The sequence below is a fragment of the Paraburkholderia franconis genome (assembly GCF_009362735.1).
In the GTDB taxonomy this organism is placed as follows: domain Bacteria; phylum Pseudomonadota; class Gammaproteobacteria; order Burkholderiales; family Burkholderiaceae; genus Paraburkholderia; species Paraburkholderia franconis.
This window is the reverse complement of record NZ_WHNP01000068.1, coordinates 1-14,329: the sequence shown is the minus strand read 5'-3', so window position 1 is coordinate 14,329 and position 14,329 is coordinate 1. Positions and strand designations below refer to the sequence as shown.

At 59.7% G+C, this 14,329-nt stretch carries 15 protein-coding genes and 4 pseudogenes; 11 read left to right on the top strand and 8 right to left on the bottom strand.

Annotation, left to right across the window (positions count from 1 at the left end; genetic code table 11):
- Positions 1-33 precede the first annotated feature (33 nt).
- The 3 genes and pseudogenes from GCT13_RS49915 to GCT13_RS38180 form a co-directional block, all read right to left on the bottom strand.
- Positions 34-144, bottom strand: a pseudogene (locus GCT13_RS49915) (SDR family oxidoreductase); the annotation flags it as partial.
- A gap of 1,028 nt (positions 145-1,172) precedes the next feature.
- Positions 1,173-1,637 (bottom strand): PRC-barrel domain-containing protein, encoded by a 465-nt coding sequence (locus GCT13_RS38185; protein WP_152767138.1) that lies wholly within the window; start codon positions 1,635-1,637, stop codon positions 1,173-1,175.
- A 219-nt stretch (positions 1,638-1,856) separates the two neighbouring features.
- The gene (locus GCT13_RS38180; protein ID WP_152767137.1) at positions 1,857-3,617 is read right to left on the bottom strand and encodes a hybrid sensor histidine kinase/response regulator; all 1,761 of its coding nucleotides are present in this window, start codon (positions 3,615-3,617) and stop codon (positions 1,857-1,859) included.
- A gap of 255 nt (positions 3,618-3,872) precedes the next feature.
- Between GCT13_RS38180 and GCT13_RS38175 the strand changes: the two genes are divergently transcribed.
- Positions 3,873-4,157: a DUF2442 domain-containing protein gene (locus tag GCT13_RS38175; RefSeq protein WP_152767136.1), complete on the top strand. Its 285-nt coding sequence runs from the start codon at positions 3,873-3,875 to the stop codon at positions 4,155-4,157.
- Between the two features lie 170 nt (positions 4,158-4,327).
- Here the strand turns inward: GCT13_RS38175 and GCT13_RS38170 are convergent, their stop codons facing one another.
- Positions 4,328-4,567: a hypothetical protein gene (locus GCT13_RS38170; protein ID WP_227747221.1), complete on the bottom strand. Its 240-nt coding sequence runs from the start codon at positions 4,565-4,567 to the stop codon at positions 4,328-4,330.
- A gap of 148 nt (positions 4,568-4,715) precedes the next feature.
- Here GCT13_RS38170 and GCT13_RS38165 point away from each other — a divergent pair, with 148 nt between their 5' ends.
- From GCT13_RS38165 to GCT13_RS38160, 3 genes are all read left to right on the top strand, one after another.
- On the top strand, positions 4,716-6,353 hold the full coding sequence (locus GCT13_RS38165; RefSeq protein WP_193727868.1) for a hybrid sensor histidine kinase/response regulator: 1,638 nt from the start codon (positions 4,716-4,718) through the stop codon (positions 6,351-6,353).
- Positions 6,354-6,734: 381 nt separating this feature from the next.
- On the top strand, positions 6,735-6,893 hold the full coding sequence (locus tag GCT13_RS48745; protein WP_193727867.1) for a hypothetical protein: 159 nt from the start codon (positions 6,735-6,737) through the stop codon (positions 6,891-6,893).
- Positions 6,894-7,120: 227 nt separating this feature from the next.
- Entirely contained in the window at positions 7,121-7,417 is a 297-nt protein-coding gene (locus GCT13_RS38160) for a hypothetical protein (protein WP_152767133.1), read from the top strand.
- A 118-nt stretch (positions 7,418-7,535) separates the two neighbouring features.
- On the opposite strand, the gene GCT13_RS38155 is transcribed toward GCT13_RS38160, so the two are convergent.
- Positions 7,536-7,985 carry an RDD family protein gene (locus tag GCT13_RS38155; protein ID WP_152767132.1) on the bottom strand — a complete coding sequence of 150 codons (450 nt, stop codon included), beginning with the start codon at positions 7,983-7,985 and terminating at the stop codon, positions 7,536-7,538.
- A gap of 489 nt (positions 7,986-8,474) precedes the next feature.
- The gene (locus GCT13_RS38150; protein WP_012406518.1) at positions 8,475-8,678 is read right to left on the bottom strand and encodes a cold-shock protein; all 204 of its coding nucleotides are present in this window, start codon (positions 8,676-8,678) and stop codon (positions 8,475-8,477) included.
- Between the two features lie 398 nt (positions 8,679-9,076).
- Between GCT13_RS38150 and GCT13_RS38145 the strand changes: the two genes are divergently transcribed.
- Both GCT13_RS38145 and GCT13_RS38140 read left to right on the top strand, forming a co-directional pair.
- On the top strand, positions 9,077-9,454 hold the full coding sequence (locus GCT13_RS38145) for a hypothetical protein (RefSeq protein WP_152767131.1): 378 nt from the start codon (positions 9,077-9,079) through the stop codon (positions 9,452-9,454).
- Between the two features lie 64 nt (positions 9,455-9,518).
- Positions 9,519-9,857 (top strand): hypothetical protein, encoded by a 339-nt coding sequence (locus tag GCT13_RS38140; RefSeq protein ID WP_152767158.1) that lies wholly within the window; start codon positions 9,519-9,521, stop codon positions 9,855-9,857.
- A gap of 349 nt (positions 9,858-10,206) precedes the next feature.
- Here the strand turns inward: GCT13_RS38140 and GCT13_RS38135 are convergent, their stop codons facing one another.
- The gene (locus GCT13_RS38135; protein ID WP_152767130.1) at positions 10,207-10,425 is read right to left on the bottom strand and encodes a hypothetical protein; all 219 of its coding nucleotides are present in this window, start codon (positions 10,423-10,425) and stop codon (positions 10,207-10,209) included.
- A gap of 796 nt (positions 10,426-11,221) precedes the next feature.
- On the opposite strand from GCT13_RS38135, the gene GCT13_RS38120 reads away from it, so the two are divergent.
- The 4 genes and pseudogenes from GCT13_RS38120 (at position 11,222) to GCT13_RS38105 (ending at position 13,226) form a co-directional block, all read left to right on the top strand.
- Positions 11,222-11,446, top strand: a complete 225-nt coding sequence (locus GCT13_RS38120; RefSeq protein ID WP_152767128.1) for a hypothetical protein — start codon at positions 11,222-11,224, stop codon at positions 11,444-11,446.
- Positions 11,447-11,591: 145 nt separating this feature from the next.
- Positions 11,592-11,943, top strand: a pseudogene (locus tag GCT13_RS49910) (hypothetical protein); the annotation flags it as partial.
- Between the two features lie 78 nt (positions 11,944-12,021).
- Positions 12,022-12,549: a Uma2 family endonuclease gene (locus GCT13_RS38110; RefSeq protein ID WP_152767127.1), complete on the top strand. Its 528-nt coding sequence runs from the start codon at positions 12,022-12,024 to the stop codon at positions 12,547-12,549.
- Between the two features lie 209 nt (positions 12,550-12,758).
- Positions 12,759-13,226 carry a hypothetical protein gene (locus GCT13_RS38105; RefSeq protein WP_152767126.1) on the top strand — a complete coding sequence of 156 codons (468 nt, stop codon included), beginning with the start codon at positions 12,759-12,761 and terminating at the stop codon, positions 13,224-13,226.
- An 88-nt stretch (positions 13,227-13,314) separates the two neighbouring features.
- On the opposite strand, the pseudogene GCT13_RS38100 reads toward GCT13_RS38105, so the two are convergent.
- Positions 13,315-14,209, bottom strand: a pseudogene (locus GCT13_RS38100) (sugar kinase).
- Between GCT13_RS38100 and GCT13_RS49905 the strand changes: the two are divergent.
- Positions 14,147-14,329 (top strand): annotated as a pseudogene (locus GCT13_RS49905) (IS256 family transposase); the annotation flags it as partial. The pseudogenes GCT13_RS38100 and GCT13_RS49905 sit on opposite strands and share 63 nt — an antisense overlap.

Below are 14,329 nucleotides of genomic sequence, written 5' to 3'. Positions count from 1 at the left end.
ACCTGGTCACATGAACCGCTGCCACAGGAACAGGCCGGCCGCTTCCACGGCCGCCGCCGTATGTACCGTGCCCTCAAGCCGTGGGTCCGGGTTGGCCGTCTTCGCTGCAATCACAATGTTCGCGCCGTCACGTGCCGCACGGAGTCAACCAACAGCAGCAACGAGGGGGCGAAAGGCTTTCGCAGCATTGCCACGACACGGACTGCAGGAACAGGTGAGGCGGCAGACATCAGAACGACAGGCAAGTTTGCGAGAACGGGGATGCTCCTGATTCCGCAAGCCACTTCGGGGCCATCGATTGCAGGCATCATCACGTCGCAGACAATGACCTGCGGGTTTGACCATAACTGCGAGGCGCAAAGCCTCGCGTCGGTCCCGCGCGAGTGTCACCACGTGGCCTGCGTCCCGCAGCACGGCCTCGAGGGCATCGCGTGTGTTCGCGTTGTCGTCGATAATCGGTACCTGAAACATTAAATTAGACATCCTGATGGTGACGCGCTCCGCCTCGGGGCGCATCTGCATGAGCACAGAAAGTTCGTCGATGAACTGGAAACCGTCAGGGAGAGCTATCGTGCGAAGCGCAACTTCATGAGGCTGGCGGCACTGGAATAGCATCCTGCAGACTGCACAGACCCTCGATGCAGCCTGCCCCGTCCTTCTTGGGTCCTGGCGGCTGGAAGGGTAGCCCCATTAGGCTGCCGCCCATTCGCTTGCAGTTGCTTGCGAACGTGCTGCTGACGTCGGCTCATTTTCGCGAAGGACGAACCCGCTCGCGGCCTCGAAGGGGGATGGCGAGTGTATGGTTACCGGCGTTTTGGAAAACCCCAAGCCCGAAGCACCCTGCGGAAACTTGCGCCTTGCATCCGCAAGAGGCGTCAGCTGGCTACTTTGGGGAGTCCTCGTCGACCAGCTCTTCGTCGTCCTCCGACCGAAGGATGGGAGTTGGCGGGTCGGAAGCAGGCGGCGTGCCCTCAGGAACTTCAACTTCGCCAAGCTTATTGACAGCGCCGTTTTCATCGTCCGCGTCGTGCGGGTGCTTCTTTCGTCGACTTGTCATCAAAGTCTCCTTAACAGAGGTAGTGGGGGGTGAATCGAATGCAATACGCAGGTGAGGGGGCACGCCGCACCGTCGGACCGCGCCAGAATCCGACCGACAGCCACCCCTGGGATGGCTAAATGTCTGTCGCGCGTCCTTCGCTGACGTCACGGGTAGCCGTCCAATACGGTTCGCGGTTGTAATAGTGATGGACCGTGGTGCCCCACTTTTCGTCCGCCATCGAAGGCCAGTGGTCCTTGTCGAACCCGGGCTCATCCTTGAGTCGCTGGGCCAGGATGTCTACGACGAAACACCTGTCTATTGCATCCAGGGTCAGGGCGCTCCATGGGATTGCGTGCAGCGTATCACCGATGCCGAGGAATCCTCCGGTCGAGAGGACTGCATACGCAATCCGTCCGCTTCGCACGTCCAGCATGATGTCGGATATCTTGCCCACGTGTTCGCCGTCGGATGACATGACCTTGTCGCCAATGAGCGTCGTCGCTGCCATCACCTCCGGTCCGGGCCCCGCGCCGGTGGCGCTGCCAACGATTTTCGCGCCAGTGCCGGACGGGCGCATCCGCGGGTCAGGGGTAGTCATGATTTGCCCCGGTGAAGAAAACACTACGGCGAGCAAGCCACGTGCCAGATAGCGAAGAGATGTAAGCGGTAAGCGCAATTCATATCGCTATATAGCAGTTGATTTGACGCGCAGACAGGATGCCTTCCTAAAGAAACAGCGCGTTTGCACGGGGCAGCGAGGACGCAGTGTGCTGGCCCTCAACGCAAACCCTTCGGGCTCGGAACGGACTTATTTTTGTTACAGGCGTCGAAGCACATCGGCCAGGTCGTCGAGCGACAGCGGTTTGATGAGATGGCGGTCGAATATCCGTTCGTCGGCCTGAAGTCCCCTGGCGCTGCTGGTATAGCCCGTCAATGCCACCAGTTTCGTCTGGGAGCATTGCGCACGCAGGCGAAGCAACTGCGCAAGCTCAATGCCGTCCATGCCGGGCATGCTGATATCAATCAAGGCAATGTCCGGGGTAAACGACTCCACTATCGCGAGCGCATCGGGGCCGCTCTGTGCGCGTTTCACCTCGTGCCCCTCCAACTCCAGCAGCGTGCCGAGGGCCGCCGTGGCGTCCGCGTTGTCGTCCACAAGGAGGATGCGAATTGGCGGCATAGTAGGTGTCGCGGTCACGGCTGCCTCTGCTGTGCTTTCGCAGACAATGGGGAGTCGTAGGGTAACTTCGGTCCCCTGGCCTTCGCCGGCGCTGGCAATCGTGACCGTGCCATTGTGTGCCGCGACCAGATGTTTCACAACTGCCAGCCCGATGCCGAGTCCACCTTGTGCATGCTTCCGTGCGGATGCCGACTGCGCAAACATATCGAAGACGTGCGGTAGCAATGAAGCCGGAATGCCTGCGCCGCTGTCCCTCACCGTGATGACAGCCTGACGCGGCGACTGACCGGGTGTCGACTCGAGGCTGAGGTCCGGCGCTTCTACCAGCAGGGTGATGTCGCCACCGGGCGGCGTATATTTCACCGCGTTCGACAGTACGTTCGAGACAACCTGTGTGAGACGGGCGGCGTCCGCGTGAACGGTTACGGGATACGGCGGAACAGTGATGTGCAGGTGGTGATGACCGTTGTTGACGTCGGCCTTTAACGCCGTCACCGCATCTGCAACGACATCCTGGAGCAACCCGTACGAGGGACGGACAGAAAGTTTGCCGTGCCTTATTCTCGAAGCGTCCAGCAGGTCGCCGACGAGTCGTTTCAGCATCCGTATCTGCCTGTCCGCGATATCCAGGGCAGATAGGACGGCGGGCGTGTCCGCAACCAGCCTTCGGACTATCGTCAGGGCGCTGTCGATGGGCGCAAGGGGATTGCGCAGTTCGTGACTCAATAGCGCGATGAAGTCGTCCTTGCGCGCTTCAGCCAGCGCCAGTGCGTTCCGTGCCGCCTCTGCTTCCGCTGCACGGGTTTCCGCGTCGGCTTTGGCCCGGGTAATCGTCAGCGCGGCGCAGGTGAAGTTCGCGAGGCCGGTGAGGATTCTGCGGTCCTCGGAATCGAAACGGTGCTCCCTGTCGTGAGACATCACCCACAGGGTGCCCCACGGCTGCGGTTCGCCCGGAATCGGCACGACCAGTTCTTCGGTAATCTCGGGGACAAGGTGTTCCAGACAGGCGAAGTGGCGCTTGGGAAACGAGAACAGTTGGCCCGCAGCCAGTTCGAGCGTAATGCCGCCTGGACTGTCTGCAATCGGGCTTGTGGTGTTCACGACGGAAGCGCATTCACCCGATACCGCGACCCAACGAAAGACCGGAGTGCCGTCGGTGTCCTCTTCCCGCAGCCCGATGCCTGCACTTCCGGCCTCGCACAGATTAAGCGCCATATCTGACAGCGTCTGCAGCATCGCGCCGTCCGAGGACGTCAGTGCGTGCGCCAGACGATGCATCGACTCGCTTTCGGCAGCAAAATTGGCTGGTCGATGCGGGCGCACGTCAAGTGCCGATGTGACCAGCGTGCCCGCGCGCCATGCGCGGTCCGCTGCGGAAGAGGCAGACGGTTCGACCATATGGCCTCCAGGTTGTAAATTGTGCAGTGCGCCACGCGGAGGAAATTGCCATGCAAGATGCATTTTAGGCAATACCCCGCGGACAGAAATCGGTCGGCGGGGTGGTCACGATACTTCCTGTTGAAGACGGCACAAGCATCAGGACAACCGCATCGAACACCTGGGCATCCGGCATTGAAGACTTTCCGGCACTTTCCTTGAACGCCAGGTCGCCGCGACCTACGCTGTAACGTGCATCCCGTTCAGGAGGCGACCATGGAAGGTGCCGCAGTGGGCGTGCACTTCGACGGCACGCACCTGTTTCTCGACCTGTCCAACGGACGGGCCGTTTCATTCCCACTGGGCTGGTTTCCTGTTCTCCAGGCAGCGACAGCCGCGGAGCGCGAACACTTCGCCATCTCGATGGACCGTCAGCAATTGCTCTGGCCGGAAATTGACGAGGACATCAACGTCCCCGCGCTGCTTTCATTCCAGTCCGACCGTGCGGCGCGGCAGCATGATTTGGCGGAGGAAGCCTTCCCGGACTGGCCGCCCGAATGATAGCGCTGACAGCGAGCCCAGCATGGGTCACCATCGCCGGAAAATCGCGGAGCAATGTCTCGCTGCCGACGACCTTTCACGAACGCGCGACCCCGTTCGCGACACCGCGAGACTACCGTTTTTTTGTGAGGGCTCGCCTCTGCCGCATGCTCCAATTTCGCTGTCGAATTCTACCGTTTCGCGTGCTCCAGGATGCTGAGCAGCTTTTCCAGTTTGATACGTTGAGGAATCCCCAGTCCCGGCAGTGCGTGGATTTCATAAAGACGGCGACGCCAATACGTCTGAGCAAATAGCGAGTGCGTTCCATCCGCCGCCAATGCTTTTTCAAGATTGGAAATTTCCGCGTCTGCGTTGCGGAGAGCGTGCCGGTTTGAGGCGCTCAAGCCCCAGCGGCGAGTTCCCTTGGCCATGTCGACCTCCATCGCGTGCTGTGCTCCGTACTTCTTAACTTAATGCAAAAAGAGCCGCCAGGTCGACGTTTTTTCCTCCTTCATGGCGACGAGGCACGTCATTTGCGGCTCCGTTATCGGGACCCATTACGGGACCAGGGTGACGGTTATGGAGGCCATCTATCCCGCGAACGAGCGTGAGCGTTTGCGCAGACTGCACAGTTTCGGCATCCTCGACACGCCAGCGGAGTCATCTTTTGATGCGATAACGCGCCTGGCGGCCATGTCGTTGCGTACCCCGATAGCGCTAATCAACTTCATTGACGAAACCCGGCAGTGGTGCAAGTCGGCCTGGGGGATGCAGCCGCGACCCGTAAGCAGGCGCGAGTCGCTGTGTGCCCACACCCTGGTCGCTGGCGACATGCTCGTCATTCCGAACGCCACCCAAGATGAGCGGTTCCGGGACCATCCCCAGGTCGTCGGGGAGCCCAGGGTTGTCTTCTATGCAGGGGCGGTACTGGAGACGTCAGACGGGGTGGGCCTCGGTACGCTGTGCGCTATCGACCATAAGCCGCATGACATCACCGATGATGAGGAAGCCGCACTGAGGACGCTCGCCAATTGCGCGGTTATCTGTCTCGAAGGGCGGCTGGCCTCCAAACGGCTATCGGAGGCCCAAGGGCGTCTGGAGGCAGCGAGGCGCAACCGGGACGAGTTCCTGGCGATGCTGGCACATGAGCTAAGGGCGCCGCTCGCGCCTATCCACACAGCGGTCGAAGTCCTCGCAAGAGCTGAGGCGACGGAGCCCCAGCGTTCCTGGGCGCAACAAATCCTGCGGCGGCACGTCCGCTACATGAGCCAAATCGTCGACGACCTTCTGTCGACGTCCCTCGTGTCTCGCGGTGCCTTGGCACTGAGTCTGGAGCCGGTCCGGTTGCGGGACCTCGTCGACCGTGCAATCGAGCTCAGCGAAGCAGCCATGGATAAGGGTGCCCATATCCTGACGGTTGATGTGGACGAGACCCTCTACGCGGATGCCGATACGACCCAGTGCCCGCTGATAATTGCCCATCTGTTGAAAAATGCGGCGACCTACACGCCCGCTGGCGGTCGTATCGACGTAAGCGTCGAGGCCGGCGAGACGGAGGTCGCCCTCCGGGTACAGGATAGCGGCATTGGGCTTGCCGCCGCCGACCTCGAGGAAATTTTCGAGCTGTTCAGACAGACCGAGCGCTCACTGGCGCGTTCACCCGGCGGCATGGGGCTGGGACTGACGCTCGCCCGCAGGCTGGCGGAATTGCACGGCGGCACATTGGTGGCTCATAGCCAGGGATTGGGTTGCGGCAGCGAATTCACACTGACGTTGCGCCGCGCCGCGCCGGCGAGCGCTCCCGTCATCCGGGACGGCGAGGATGCGTCGACAGCAGCACCGGCCATGTCGATACTCGTCGTCGATGACAACCGCGACACTGCAGACGCGATTGCGCTTTATTTCGAACTGTCCGGCCATGAAACGCGGGTCGCCTATCGTGCGGCCGAGGCGCTCGATATCGTGGCAAACTGGACGCCCGACGTCGTTTTGAGCGACATCGGACTGCCGGACATGGATGGGTATGAACTGGTCCGGACATTGCGCAAACTGGAGCACCTCCGGGCAACGACCTTTGTGGCGATTACCGGTTATGCCGATGACAGCACGGCGGCCGTCGAGGCGGGCTTCGACGCGCATATGCCCAAGCCCGCGGATGCGAGAAGGCTTGAACAGTTTCTGATTAGGCGTAGGGCGAGAAACGGACGTTCGCCATAAGCGAGTGAGCGCGCTCAACCTCACCATGTTGGTACATGACTGATGTCCACCACGTTCCTCCATCCCGAGGGCAAGAAACGGTGATACGCGGTCAACAGCGGAAGAATCCAACGAAGCATTGAGCGGCCATTTGGCGCTACAGCGCCTGGATTGTGTGAATCGCCGGCAACCCGGTCCCATCCGTACGAATCACCGCAATCAACTCAGTGGCCATAGTCTCGCCGCGACAACCGAATGAGCGCGCCACAGCAGGGCCTCTCAAGACTCGACGGATTTTTCGCCGGGCGTCCTCAGGTTGCGTGGCATTCGAGTCTTGATTCTCGCTAGTGTGCCACCTATTGTGGAAAGTGCCGTAACGGCACGAAACCTAAGGAGTACATCATGCCATCGCGCAGAAAGGCCTCACCTCCTCACGGGGCTGAAGCCGAGATGTCGAGCAAGAAGAAGGTAGCCTCGCCGGCGAAGGCTGCCGGAAAGGCGCAGGGCGAGAAAAGCCCTCAAATGGCCAAGCAGCGCACCAAGAACAAGTCGAAAGCCTGAAACGGAAACGCCCCCAGAACCGGGGGCGTTTCCGTATGATGGCGAAACCCGTCGGCGAGACGGGCAAGATAAACTGCACATGCTGCTCCTCGCAGCACAGGGACGCACTGCAGGACCCGCATCGGGGTCAACGAACGTCGCCCCCGATGCTTGGGCGTCGCATCCGGCAGTACATCGGAGCACAGAACGGCGACGAAATCATCTTTTCCCGGAAGGGATGGGAACCCATGATGCTGGGTCTCGACTTGCCGACGAGTGGTGCGAACGAAGCGAACGATTTCCTCGTCGGCATAAGCATCGATGGTTCACGTTTGACGACGCCTATCGGGTCGAGCCGAAATTCGGCGGTGAAGAAGAACTACGACCGAGAAGGCGCCGACGGAAGGGGTTGCGCCGGTTCTGAGCCGAGCCGCGAAAAGTCGTCCTACGTCCAATCCGTTCTGCTACCACATCGCCCGCGCGCCTGCGCCGGCCAGCCGTGGACCGCGTCCGTAAGTACGCCCGGCGACGACGGGTGGCAGTGACGCAACGGTCGCCGCCCGGTTACTTGCGCAATGCAGGTGGTGCGTTTTCTCGCATCACCGGCGCAACGCGCCGTCAGCTCGGACAGTGTCGAACGCCCCCGACCTGCGCAACCCGCTCTCATTTCCTTGTCGGTAAGTTGCCGACTGTGGCTGCAACATCAATGACCACAGTGTTGGCCACGCGGTCATGCAGAGCCTGCTTCCGTGGATTGAATAGTACCCAGAGGAAGCCAGTTCCGCACGTTGCGAAAGTGAGCAGATAGCCTACAGTGCGCAAGATAGCTTGCTTTACTGTCATTGGCTTTCCCGTATCGGCATCGACGATTCGTAGCCGCATCGCGCGCTTTCCCGGTGACGTACTCCACACGGCCCAGAGGACGCCAGTGACCAGTATCGGGATGCATTGGGCAATCATAAGCCAGAGAATGATGGACGAGGCCAAAGCTTCCGGTGCCGCCAGGATGTCATCGGTCGAAGGCCCGAGCGGTATGAAGAGGACGATAACCGTCCACCATATCGAATCGATGAAGAGAGCACGGGCGCGTTGGGAATAAGTGGCGTAGCGCATCAGAAGCTGAGTGCCTTCGGCGTGGCGGACGGCGCGCGGCAGACCCCGGCACAACGCACCGTAAGCGTTCGGCGAAGCGCTGCGAGTTCTCTTTTGGGGCGCGTCATCGAGGAGGTATGGTCGTGTCGACCGCCGAGCAGTCCGGCAACACTGACGTCACTGTCAAGCCCGTCCCGATGCAGACCTTCGCCGGACCGCGAGATGTTATTCACGTGAAATCACTTGGCGCATGGCAAGAGAGATTGCACGCTCTGCGCGCCTGCGTGGCCACATCGCCGGGTGGCGCTGCTGAATGACGGCAGGCGGCTGGCAACTCTATGCTGACATCGTTTGCGCGAAACTGTTCACGACGCTTAAGCTGCGCTCGAAAGCGCACACAGAATGCGCAATCTCATCTACGGGTGGCCGAAAAGCCGAAGGTAAAAATAAAAATGGATGGCCCGCGCCTGTCGGGTCATTCACTGAAAACGAGGCGAGCGTCCAGACCTGTTAGACAGGCTTGATATTTGCGGCTTGTTTGCCCTTGGGGCCCATCTTCACGTCGAAGCTGACCTTTTGGTTCTCCTGCAGCGACTTGAAGCCCTCGGTCTTGATTTCTGAGAAGTGGGCGAACAGGTCTTCACCACCGTCGTCCGGGGTGATGAAACCGAAGCCCTTTGCGTCGTTGAACCACTTCACTGTTCCAGTTGCCATTTTGAATCCTGTAAATGTTGAGAGTCGCATTCGCGATTGTGGAATCGCACGGCGCGACCAGCCGCGACGAACGACTTTGTACCACGCCGAGATGAAACCCGCCAATCAGCATGTTCACGGGTAACGCATGACTTGCTGCATCACGGTCGCCGCGATTTGGCAACCCATGAAGGTGGGGTCGTTGCGGGCAGTTCTGCGCAAGATAGACATGGCTGCCAGCAAACGGTCCATCTGATTACAAAGTCCCAATGCCTGCAGTTCGCGACGGTATTGCCGCGACGCAATGACGATTCAATGGGAGTCGGCAGGAATTGCCGAACTCCCGTTTGATGGTGAGGCTACCATTGGATTTCAGGCAGCAGCACTACTTCGAGCAGCAGTTCTGAGGAGGTGTTCCCATGACAACTTCTGGCTCGCGCGCTGGCCGACAACAATTGGAGCAGGAGGCGCTGATGATGCTTGCGGAATATCTCGAGTTGCCCCTTCGCAAGGGAGGGAGCCTCATCATGATGCAACAATGCGATGATGTCTGCGGAATGTATGTAGGTAATGTCGCGGCAGGGCAGGCCGACCTGGCTTTCTGTGGAACGGTCGCAGGGACAATTGCCGATGGAATTCTTCGGCTGACAAAGGTCGGACGAAACCGGGTAGAAATCGCGGGGCGTCAGTATTACTTCGTTCGAAGCTTCACGCACTTCGGGGACCGGGGCGCGGCGGTATTCGCGCCTGCACAGGCTTCGGAAAAGCAGGCCGGATGCATACCCGGGCGCTTATAGCGGAGCAGCGGCAGCCAGGCGGCGGGCCAAGATGCATCGTAATCGTGTTCGACAGGGCGGCAATATGGCAGTGGATTTCAGTTCGGGTAACGGAACACAACAGCAGGCGCCAGCGTCGCTGCTGACCCTGGCTGAGTATCTTGAACTCGCGCTCGATATGGGCGGAAGTCTCATTATGATGAGACCTCGTGCCCAGACATGTGCGATGTACGTCGGAGACCCGGCTGGGTCGCACGACGATTTGCGCAGCTTTGGGACGATTGAGGCAGTACTGGCTGATGAGATTCTCGGTTTGACACATGCGGGAATCAACTTTCTGGAAATTGATGGCCAGCCATATCGCTTTGTCCGAAGCTTTACGCACATCGATGGCCGTGGCGCTATTGTGTTTGCTCCAGCGTAGCGCGCGTTTGATTCTGCCGGATGCTACTTATTTCCGGGGGCTCACGAACGGTCTTTGCGGGCGGTCCGCAGAGCGTGGCGTTGGACCTTGATGATGCTGGAGGCCTAATCAGGGCGCTCCGGAGGAGCGCCGCCAACCCCTAAAAAGAGTTCCATCCAATAGATGGCTTTAATGTCTTAATGAACTCTTCGAACGATGAGGAAGTTAAAGACATCTGTAGCGAAACGACCTTATATCCTGTTCGAGAGGACGTTTTAGATATGTCCTGTGTCGAAGCACGAAGCTTTTATCAGCCCGTCTTCTTCTCGATGCCCTTAACCGGCCGATAGCCGGCAAACGTGCAATGCCCTTAGCCGTGGTTGTCGACCCAGGCACGGACCCAGGCAAGCCCCGCCGTTTCCGCTTCTTCGTGAGTGTCGAAATCATCGAGCACACCGGACGCTTCGATGACCCTGTTGTCCCCGGTGATTGTGCCGCTCGCCGCGTATTTCTCGGCCCGCAGGATATCTTTCTGCTGCAGGATGGCGTGGCCCCAGAGGACATAACCTTTGTGCTTTTCGCTTTGCATCAGTGTTCGACCTCTATACGGGCCATCCGGCCACCGACGCGAAGCACGTTGCCTTCGGGAGTTATCTGTCTTGGAAGGTCATCAAATCGTGGCCGGCGCGCCCGGCTTGCAGTGGAGGCACCTGGTGTTTTCGGAACTGATGCCGTCGCTACAACCTGACGATGATGCGCCCTGGTGTGAGCGATACAGACGTTCGCACGGCGATGCGGTGGTGACTTGTGGTCTGGCTGGACGTGTAGCATGCCGCGCGCTTCCGGGGGATTCCACACCTGCCTATAGTGCTCGCCGGCGAATACCGGGGACGCCACGACCATGGCGACGAGGCCGCAAATCACTGGTTTCATCACTTCTCCGCGTTATTTCTGTAGCCGTTGGGAACAGCGCACCTCCTGTCCAACGCAACTGCCGTCGCAGCCCCGGCAACAGTGCCAGTCGCGTATCGAATCAGCGACCCGCCAGATGACCGCGCTCGGCGACGCTGTGCCAACTGCGCGGCCATTCTCGCGTGCATAAAACGGTGGCTCGCTGGATTTTTTACGGCTGACGGCTTCGTCAATGGTCACGTCGCCAAGGACGGCCAAGCCCGCTGGAGCTGCGGGTTGAGCTTGCACTTCAGTCTTGCACTTCCATCTTGCCGTCGTCTGCTGGAGTCGAGCGCAGGCACGGTGTTTGCGAAGTTTTTTGTGGCTGCGCAGCAGAAGTTATAGGGTTGCCTTCCCTTGCCAGAATGAGGTGAGGCACCTAGAGTTAAAGTGTCTTATGAAGTTTATCGCGCAGCGCGACAAAGGGGGAAAAGATGGGCCTCAAAACGCGCCGCCTCGTTCGCACAACGTCCGTCTATCGACATGCGCAGAAGTGTAAGACCTTGCGTGCGGCGGGCACCATCCGGTTGTTTCGGCTCGCGACCGACGAAGCGGTGGCCGATGCGCCCACCGACTACACGGTCGACGACGAAGAGATACGAAATTCGGGCACGGAAATCTACTTTTTACCGTTGCCGAAGGCCGATACTTTAAACTGAGCTGGCTGCCGAATATCCTGCTGGCTGCGGCCGCGCAATGGGCGTGAGGCGGCCACGCGTTGCGGCAATTGTCGCCGTGACGGCGCTGTTCGGCCCTACCCTCACATCGACGGCTACGTGCTACTGTAAGGCCGCATTAGTGTCGGACGCTGTTCTGGCTTCCGCCATCGTCGCCTCGATGATTGTGACGTTCTTTACGTTTTTGCCGTCCTTCATCATGCTGGGCGGTCCGTTCATCGAGACGACGCCCGGCAATCTCATCACCGCTCCTTTGACCGGCATAACCGACGCCATAGTTGGCGTAGCCGTGAAGCTCGCCGTATTTTTCGGCCCTGCGCGTGCTGCGGCCACATGGGATAAAAGGTGCTCTCGACTGGCCGTCGCTACTTGTCGAGCTGTCAGCGGGTCTCGCACTGTTGCGCTTCAAAACAGGCGTGATACTCGTGGTCAACACGGAGTGTTTTGGTGCGACGCACAGCGCGTGGATTGTTTGTTAACTGCGATGCGGCCGACTCGCCTTATCGCCCCGCTTCGCGGGGGTATACACTGAAATTGTCTCTTTGGCGGAGAGCATCATGAAAGCGCAAAATCTCCCGGACCAAGACAGGCTGTTGGCAGTATGGCGAAACCTGGCTGCGCATGCGACTAGCGACGGACCAGTTGAGTACGAAGTTGACCCGCTCGGACGAGTCATCGACCATCGACGGGTGTGTCCATGGCATCAACTTCTCGTCACCGACATGTTCTGCCAGCTTGCCTCGCAGTTGGGGCCTCGGGTAGCGATGCGTCAAGCGGTAACGACCCGTGCGTTCGGAATCTGCATCGCCGATGTCGTGTGGATGCCCGAGGAGAAGTGGCCGGAAATCGATTCGGACACCCCGTTACTTTCCGTTCCCGACCTGTGCATCGAGGTGCTCGCGGACGACAATGACGCCGACCAAGTTGAGCGCAAGGCTGACGCCTACCTCAACAGCGGTGCGCAGGAAGTCATTATCGTCGGCCCTCTCGGGAAGGTTGAATTTCGAGGGCTAGACGGTCCGCGTGCGCCATCCTTGTTTCGCGTGACCCTCGAACCGGACCCGATGTTTTTCGCGTGGGCGTGACGTACATCGGCATCGCTCCAGACATCTTGCCTAAAAGCAATGGTGAAAGTCGGACCTGGTTTCAAAGGTGGTACCGGTCAAAGTTGTCGAAAATTTCGATAAGCGAAGAGTTTCCGACCTCGCGCCGCTTCATGTGACGACGCCACGACAATATATGACCCGCTCGCCAAAATTGGGCTGACGGGCTCAAGTTGAGCCGCAAGTTGTCGATGGCAGAGCTGTTTCCCCAGTCGTCAGGCTGGTCGGTTCGATGTCGGCAAACGGGTGAAACTGGCACCGACGAGAACGTCGCACGAGGGCAAAACAGAATGTTGAAAGCAGCGCTGGACAATGTGCATGAGGCGTTGATGGGCTTTGCAGTCCAGCACGACGTGCTCTTCTCGCTCTTGCTGGTCGCTCCTGCTGCCGTCGCCTACTTTTTCGCCTACCTAATCGTCCGCTACCGTGTGCGGCCTGCCCGTGCCTTCGTGCATGGGCTCACTGCTGTGTCTACTGGACTCTTCGTCGTGTTCCTTACGGCCAGTGACCAGTCTGCATTGCCGCGTCTACTGCGCGCACTCTCGTTCGACGCGACGTGCGCCGCCATTCCGCTCATAATGCTGGTCCTTGGTGCGTGCTGGGGTGTATTCGTGGCAAGTTTAATGGCTTGGTGGCGTACCCGCCCGGTCGCCCACTGAACCTCAGCGTACTTAATGTCGCGGCCCGTCTGTTGGGTTAGCCGCCGTTTTGCAAGACAGAAGGCGAAATTGTGTCGCGACGATGCACTCAGGCCCGTATCGCTGCCTCATGCTGTTCAAGCGTCGCGCGCGTGGGCAGCCCTTCCGAGTCTCCGATGACCTGGATAGCCAGTGACCCAATCCAGTTGCCCCGTGCGACCGCTTCAGTGACGGAGTGGCCCTCCAGAAGCGCACTCATGACGCCGACGGCGAACCCGTCACCGGCACCCACGGTATCGACGACTTTCGCAACGGGATAAGCCGGCACAATCTTCGCCTCGTCGCTACTCTGGAAGTACGCACCGCGTTCACCCAGTTTGATAATCACCAGCTTCGCGCCGCGATTGAGATAGAAGCTGGCGATGTCTTCCGGCCCTTCTTCCCGTGAGAATGGTGCCTTCACCGAGCCCGGGCATGACGATGTCTGCATGCGATGCCAGCTCGTTGAGCGTCTCGACCATCTCGGAACGGCTTGGCCACAAGGCAGGACGCAGGTTCGGGTCGAACGAAACTGTCTTTCCCGCCGCCCGCATCTCTCGCGCAGAGTGAAAGGACAACTCCCGTGTCTCGTTCGAAAGCGCAGGGTTGATTCCCGTCAAATGTAGGTGTCGCGCACCCATCACATACGACGGCACGAAGTCGGAAATTGAGAGCGCGCTCGCAGCCGACCCTCTCCTGAAATACTCCGTCTTTGGGTCGGTTCCGTCATCGCTCTTCGTCTTGAGCATCATGCCGGTGGGCCGCAATGCATCCACTTCGACGCACGTGGCAATGTCCCGGGCGTAGTTGAAGGTTGAAGGCGGCGGTTCCCCGTTGGAAATCCGAGAGAATCGGGTTTCGACGACCAACTTCCCGGACAGGGGACCAAGGAGAACCGCCAAATGAAGCGTACCAAGAAGAAGCCCCAAAGCGCCAGCGCGCCGTTGCACGTGGTGCCCAAGCAGGACCCGGACGGGCTGCGCGCCTGTTTTGCCGAGAACAGTCAGCTCCTGTTGCCCATGCTCGATCTGATTCAGAACACCCGCGCCAGCATCGACGAGTTAATGCACGAAGCCGGCCGTAGC

What these genes read in the sequence shown, in the direction of transcription:
- GCT13_RS38170 (WP_227747221.1), bottom strand. Translation starts at nt 4,567, where the DNA reads ATGGCCAAGGGAACTCGCCGCTGGGGCTTGAGCGCCTCAAACCGGCAC.
- GCT13_RS38110 (WP_152767127.1), top strand. Translation starts at nt 12,022, where the DNA reads ATGAAAGCGCAAAATCTCCCGGACCAAGACAGGCTGTTGGCAGTATGG.
- GCT13_RS38145 (WP_152767131.1), top strand. Translation starts at nt 9,077, where the DNA reads ATGACAACTTCTGGCTCGCGCGCTGGCCGACAACAATTGGAGCAGGAG.
- GCT13_RS38180 (WP_152767137.1), bottom strand. Translation starts at nt 3,617, where the DNA reads ATGGTCGAACCGTCTGCCTCTTCCGCAGCGGACCGCGCATGGCGCGCG.
- GCT13_RS38155 (WP_152767132.1), bottom strand. Translation starts at nt 7,985, where the DNA reads ATGCGCTACGCCACTTATTCCCAACGCGCCCGTGCTCTCTTCATCGAT.
- GCT13_RS38140 (WP_152767158.1), top strand. Translation starts at nt 9,519, where the DNA reads ATGGCAGTGGATTTCAGTTCGGGTAACGGAACACAACAGCAGGCGCCA.
- GCT13_RS38135 (WP_152767130.1), bottom strand. Translation starts at nt 10,425, where the DNA reads ATGCAAAGCGAAAAGCACAAAGGTTATGTCCTCTGGGGCCACGCCATC.
- GCT13_RS38185 (WP_152767138.1), bottom strand. Translation starts at nt 1,637, where the DNA reads ATGACTACCCCTGACCCGCGGATGCGCCCGTCCGGCACTGGCGCGAAA.
- GCT13_RS38120 (WP_152767128.1), top strand. Translation starts at nt 11,222, where the DNA reads ATGGGCCTCAAAACGCGCCGCCTCGTTCGCACAACGTCCGTCTATCGA.
- GCT13_RS38105 (WP_152767126.1), top strand. Translation starts at nt 12,759, where the DNA reads ATGGCAGAGCTGTTTCCCCAGTCGTCAGGCTGGTCGGTTCGATGTCGG.
- GCT13_RS38175 (WP_152767136.1), top strand. Translation starts at nt 3,873, where the DNA reads ATGGAAGGTGCCGCAGTGGGCGTGCACTTCGACGGCACGCACCTGTTT.
- GCT13_RS38160 (WP_152767133.1), top strand. Translation starts at nt 7,121, where the DNA reads ATGATGCTGGGTCTCGACTTGCCGACGAGTGGTGCGAACGAAGCGAAC.
- GCT13_RS48745 (WP_193727867.1), top strand. Translation starts at nt 6,735, where the DNA reads ATGCCATCGCGCAGAAAGGCCTCACCTCCTCACGGGGCTGAAGCCGAG.
- GCT13_RS38165 (WP_193727868.1), top strand. Translation starts at nt 4,716, where the DNA reads ATGGAGGCCATCTATCCCGCGAACGAGCGTGAGCGTTTGCGCAGACTG.
- GCT13_RS38150 (WP_012406518.1), bottom strand. Translation starts at nt 8,678, where the DNA reads ATGGCAACTGGAACAGTGAAGTGGTTCAACGACGCAAAGGGCTTCGGT.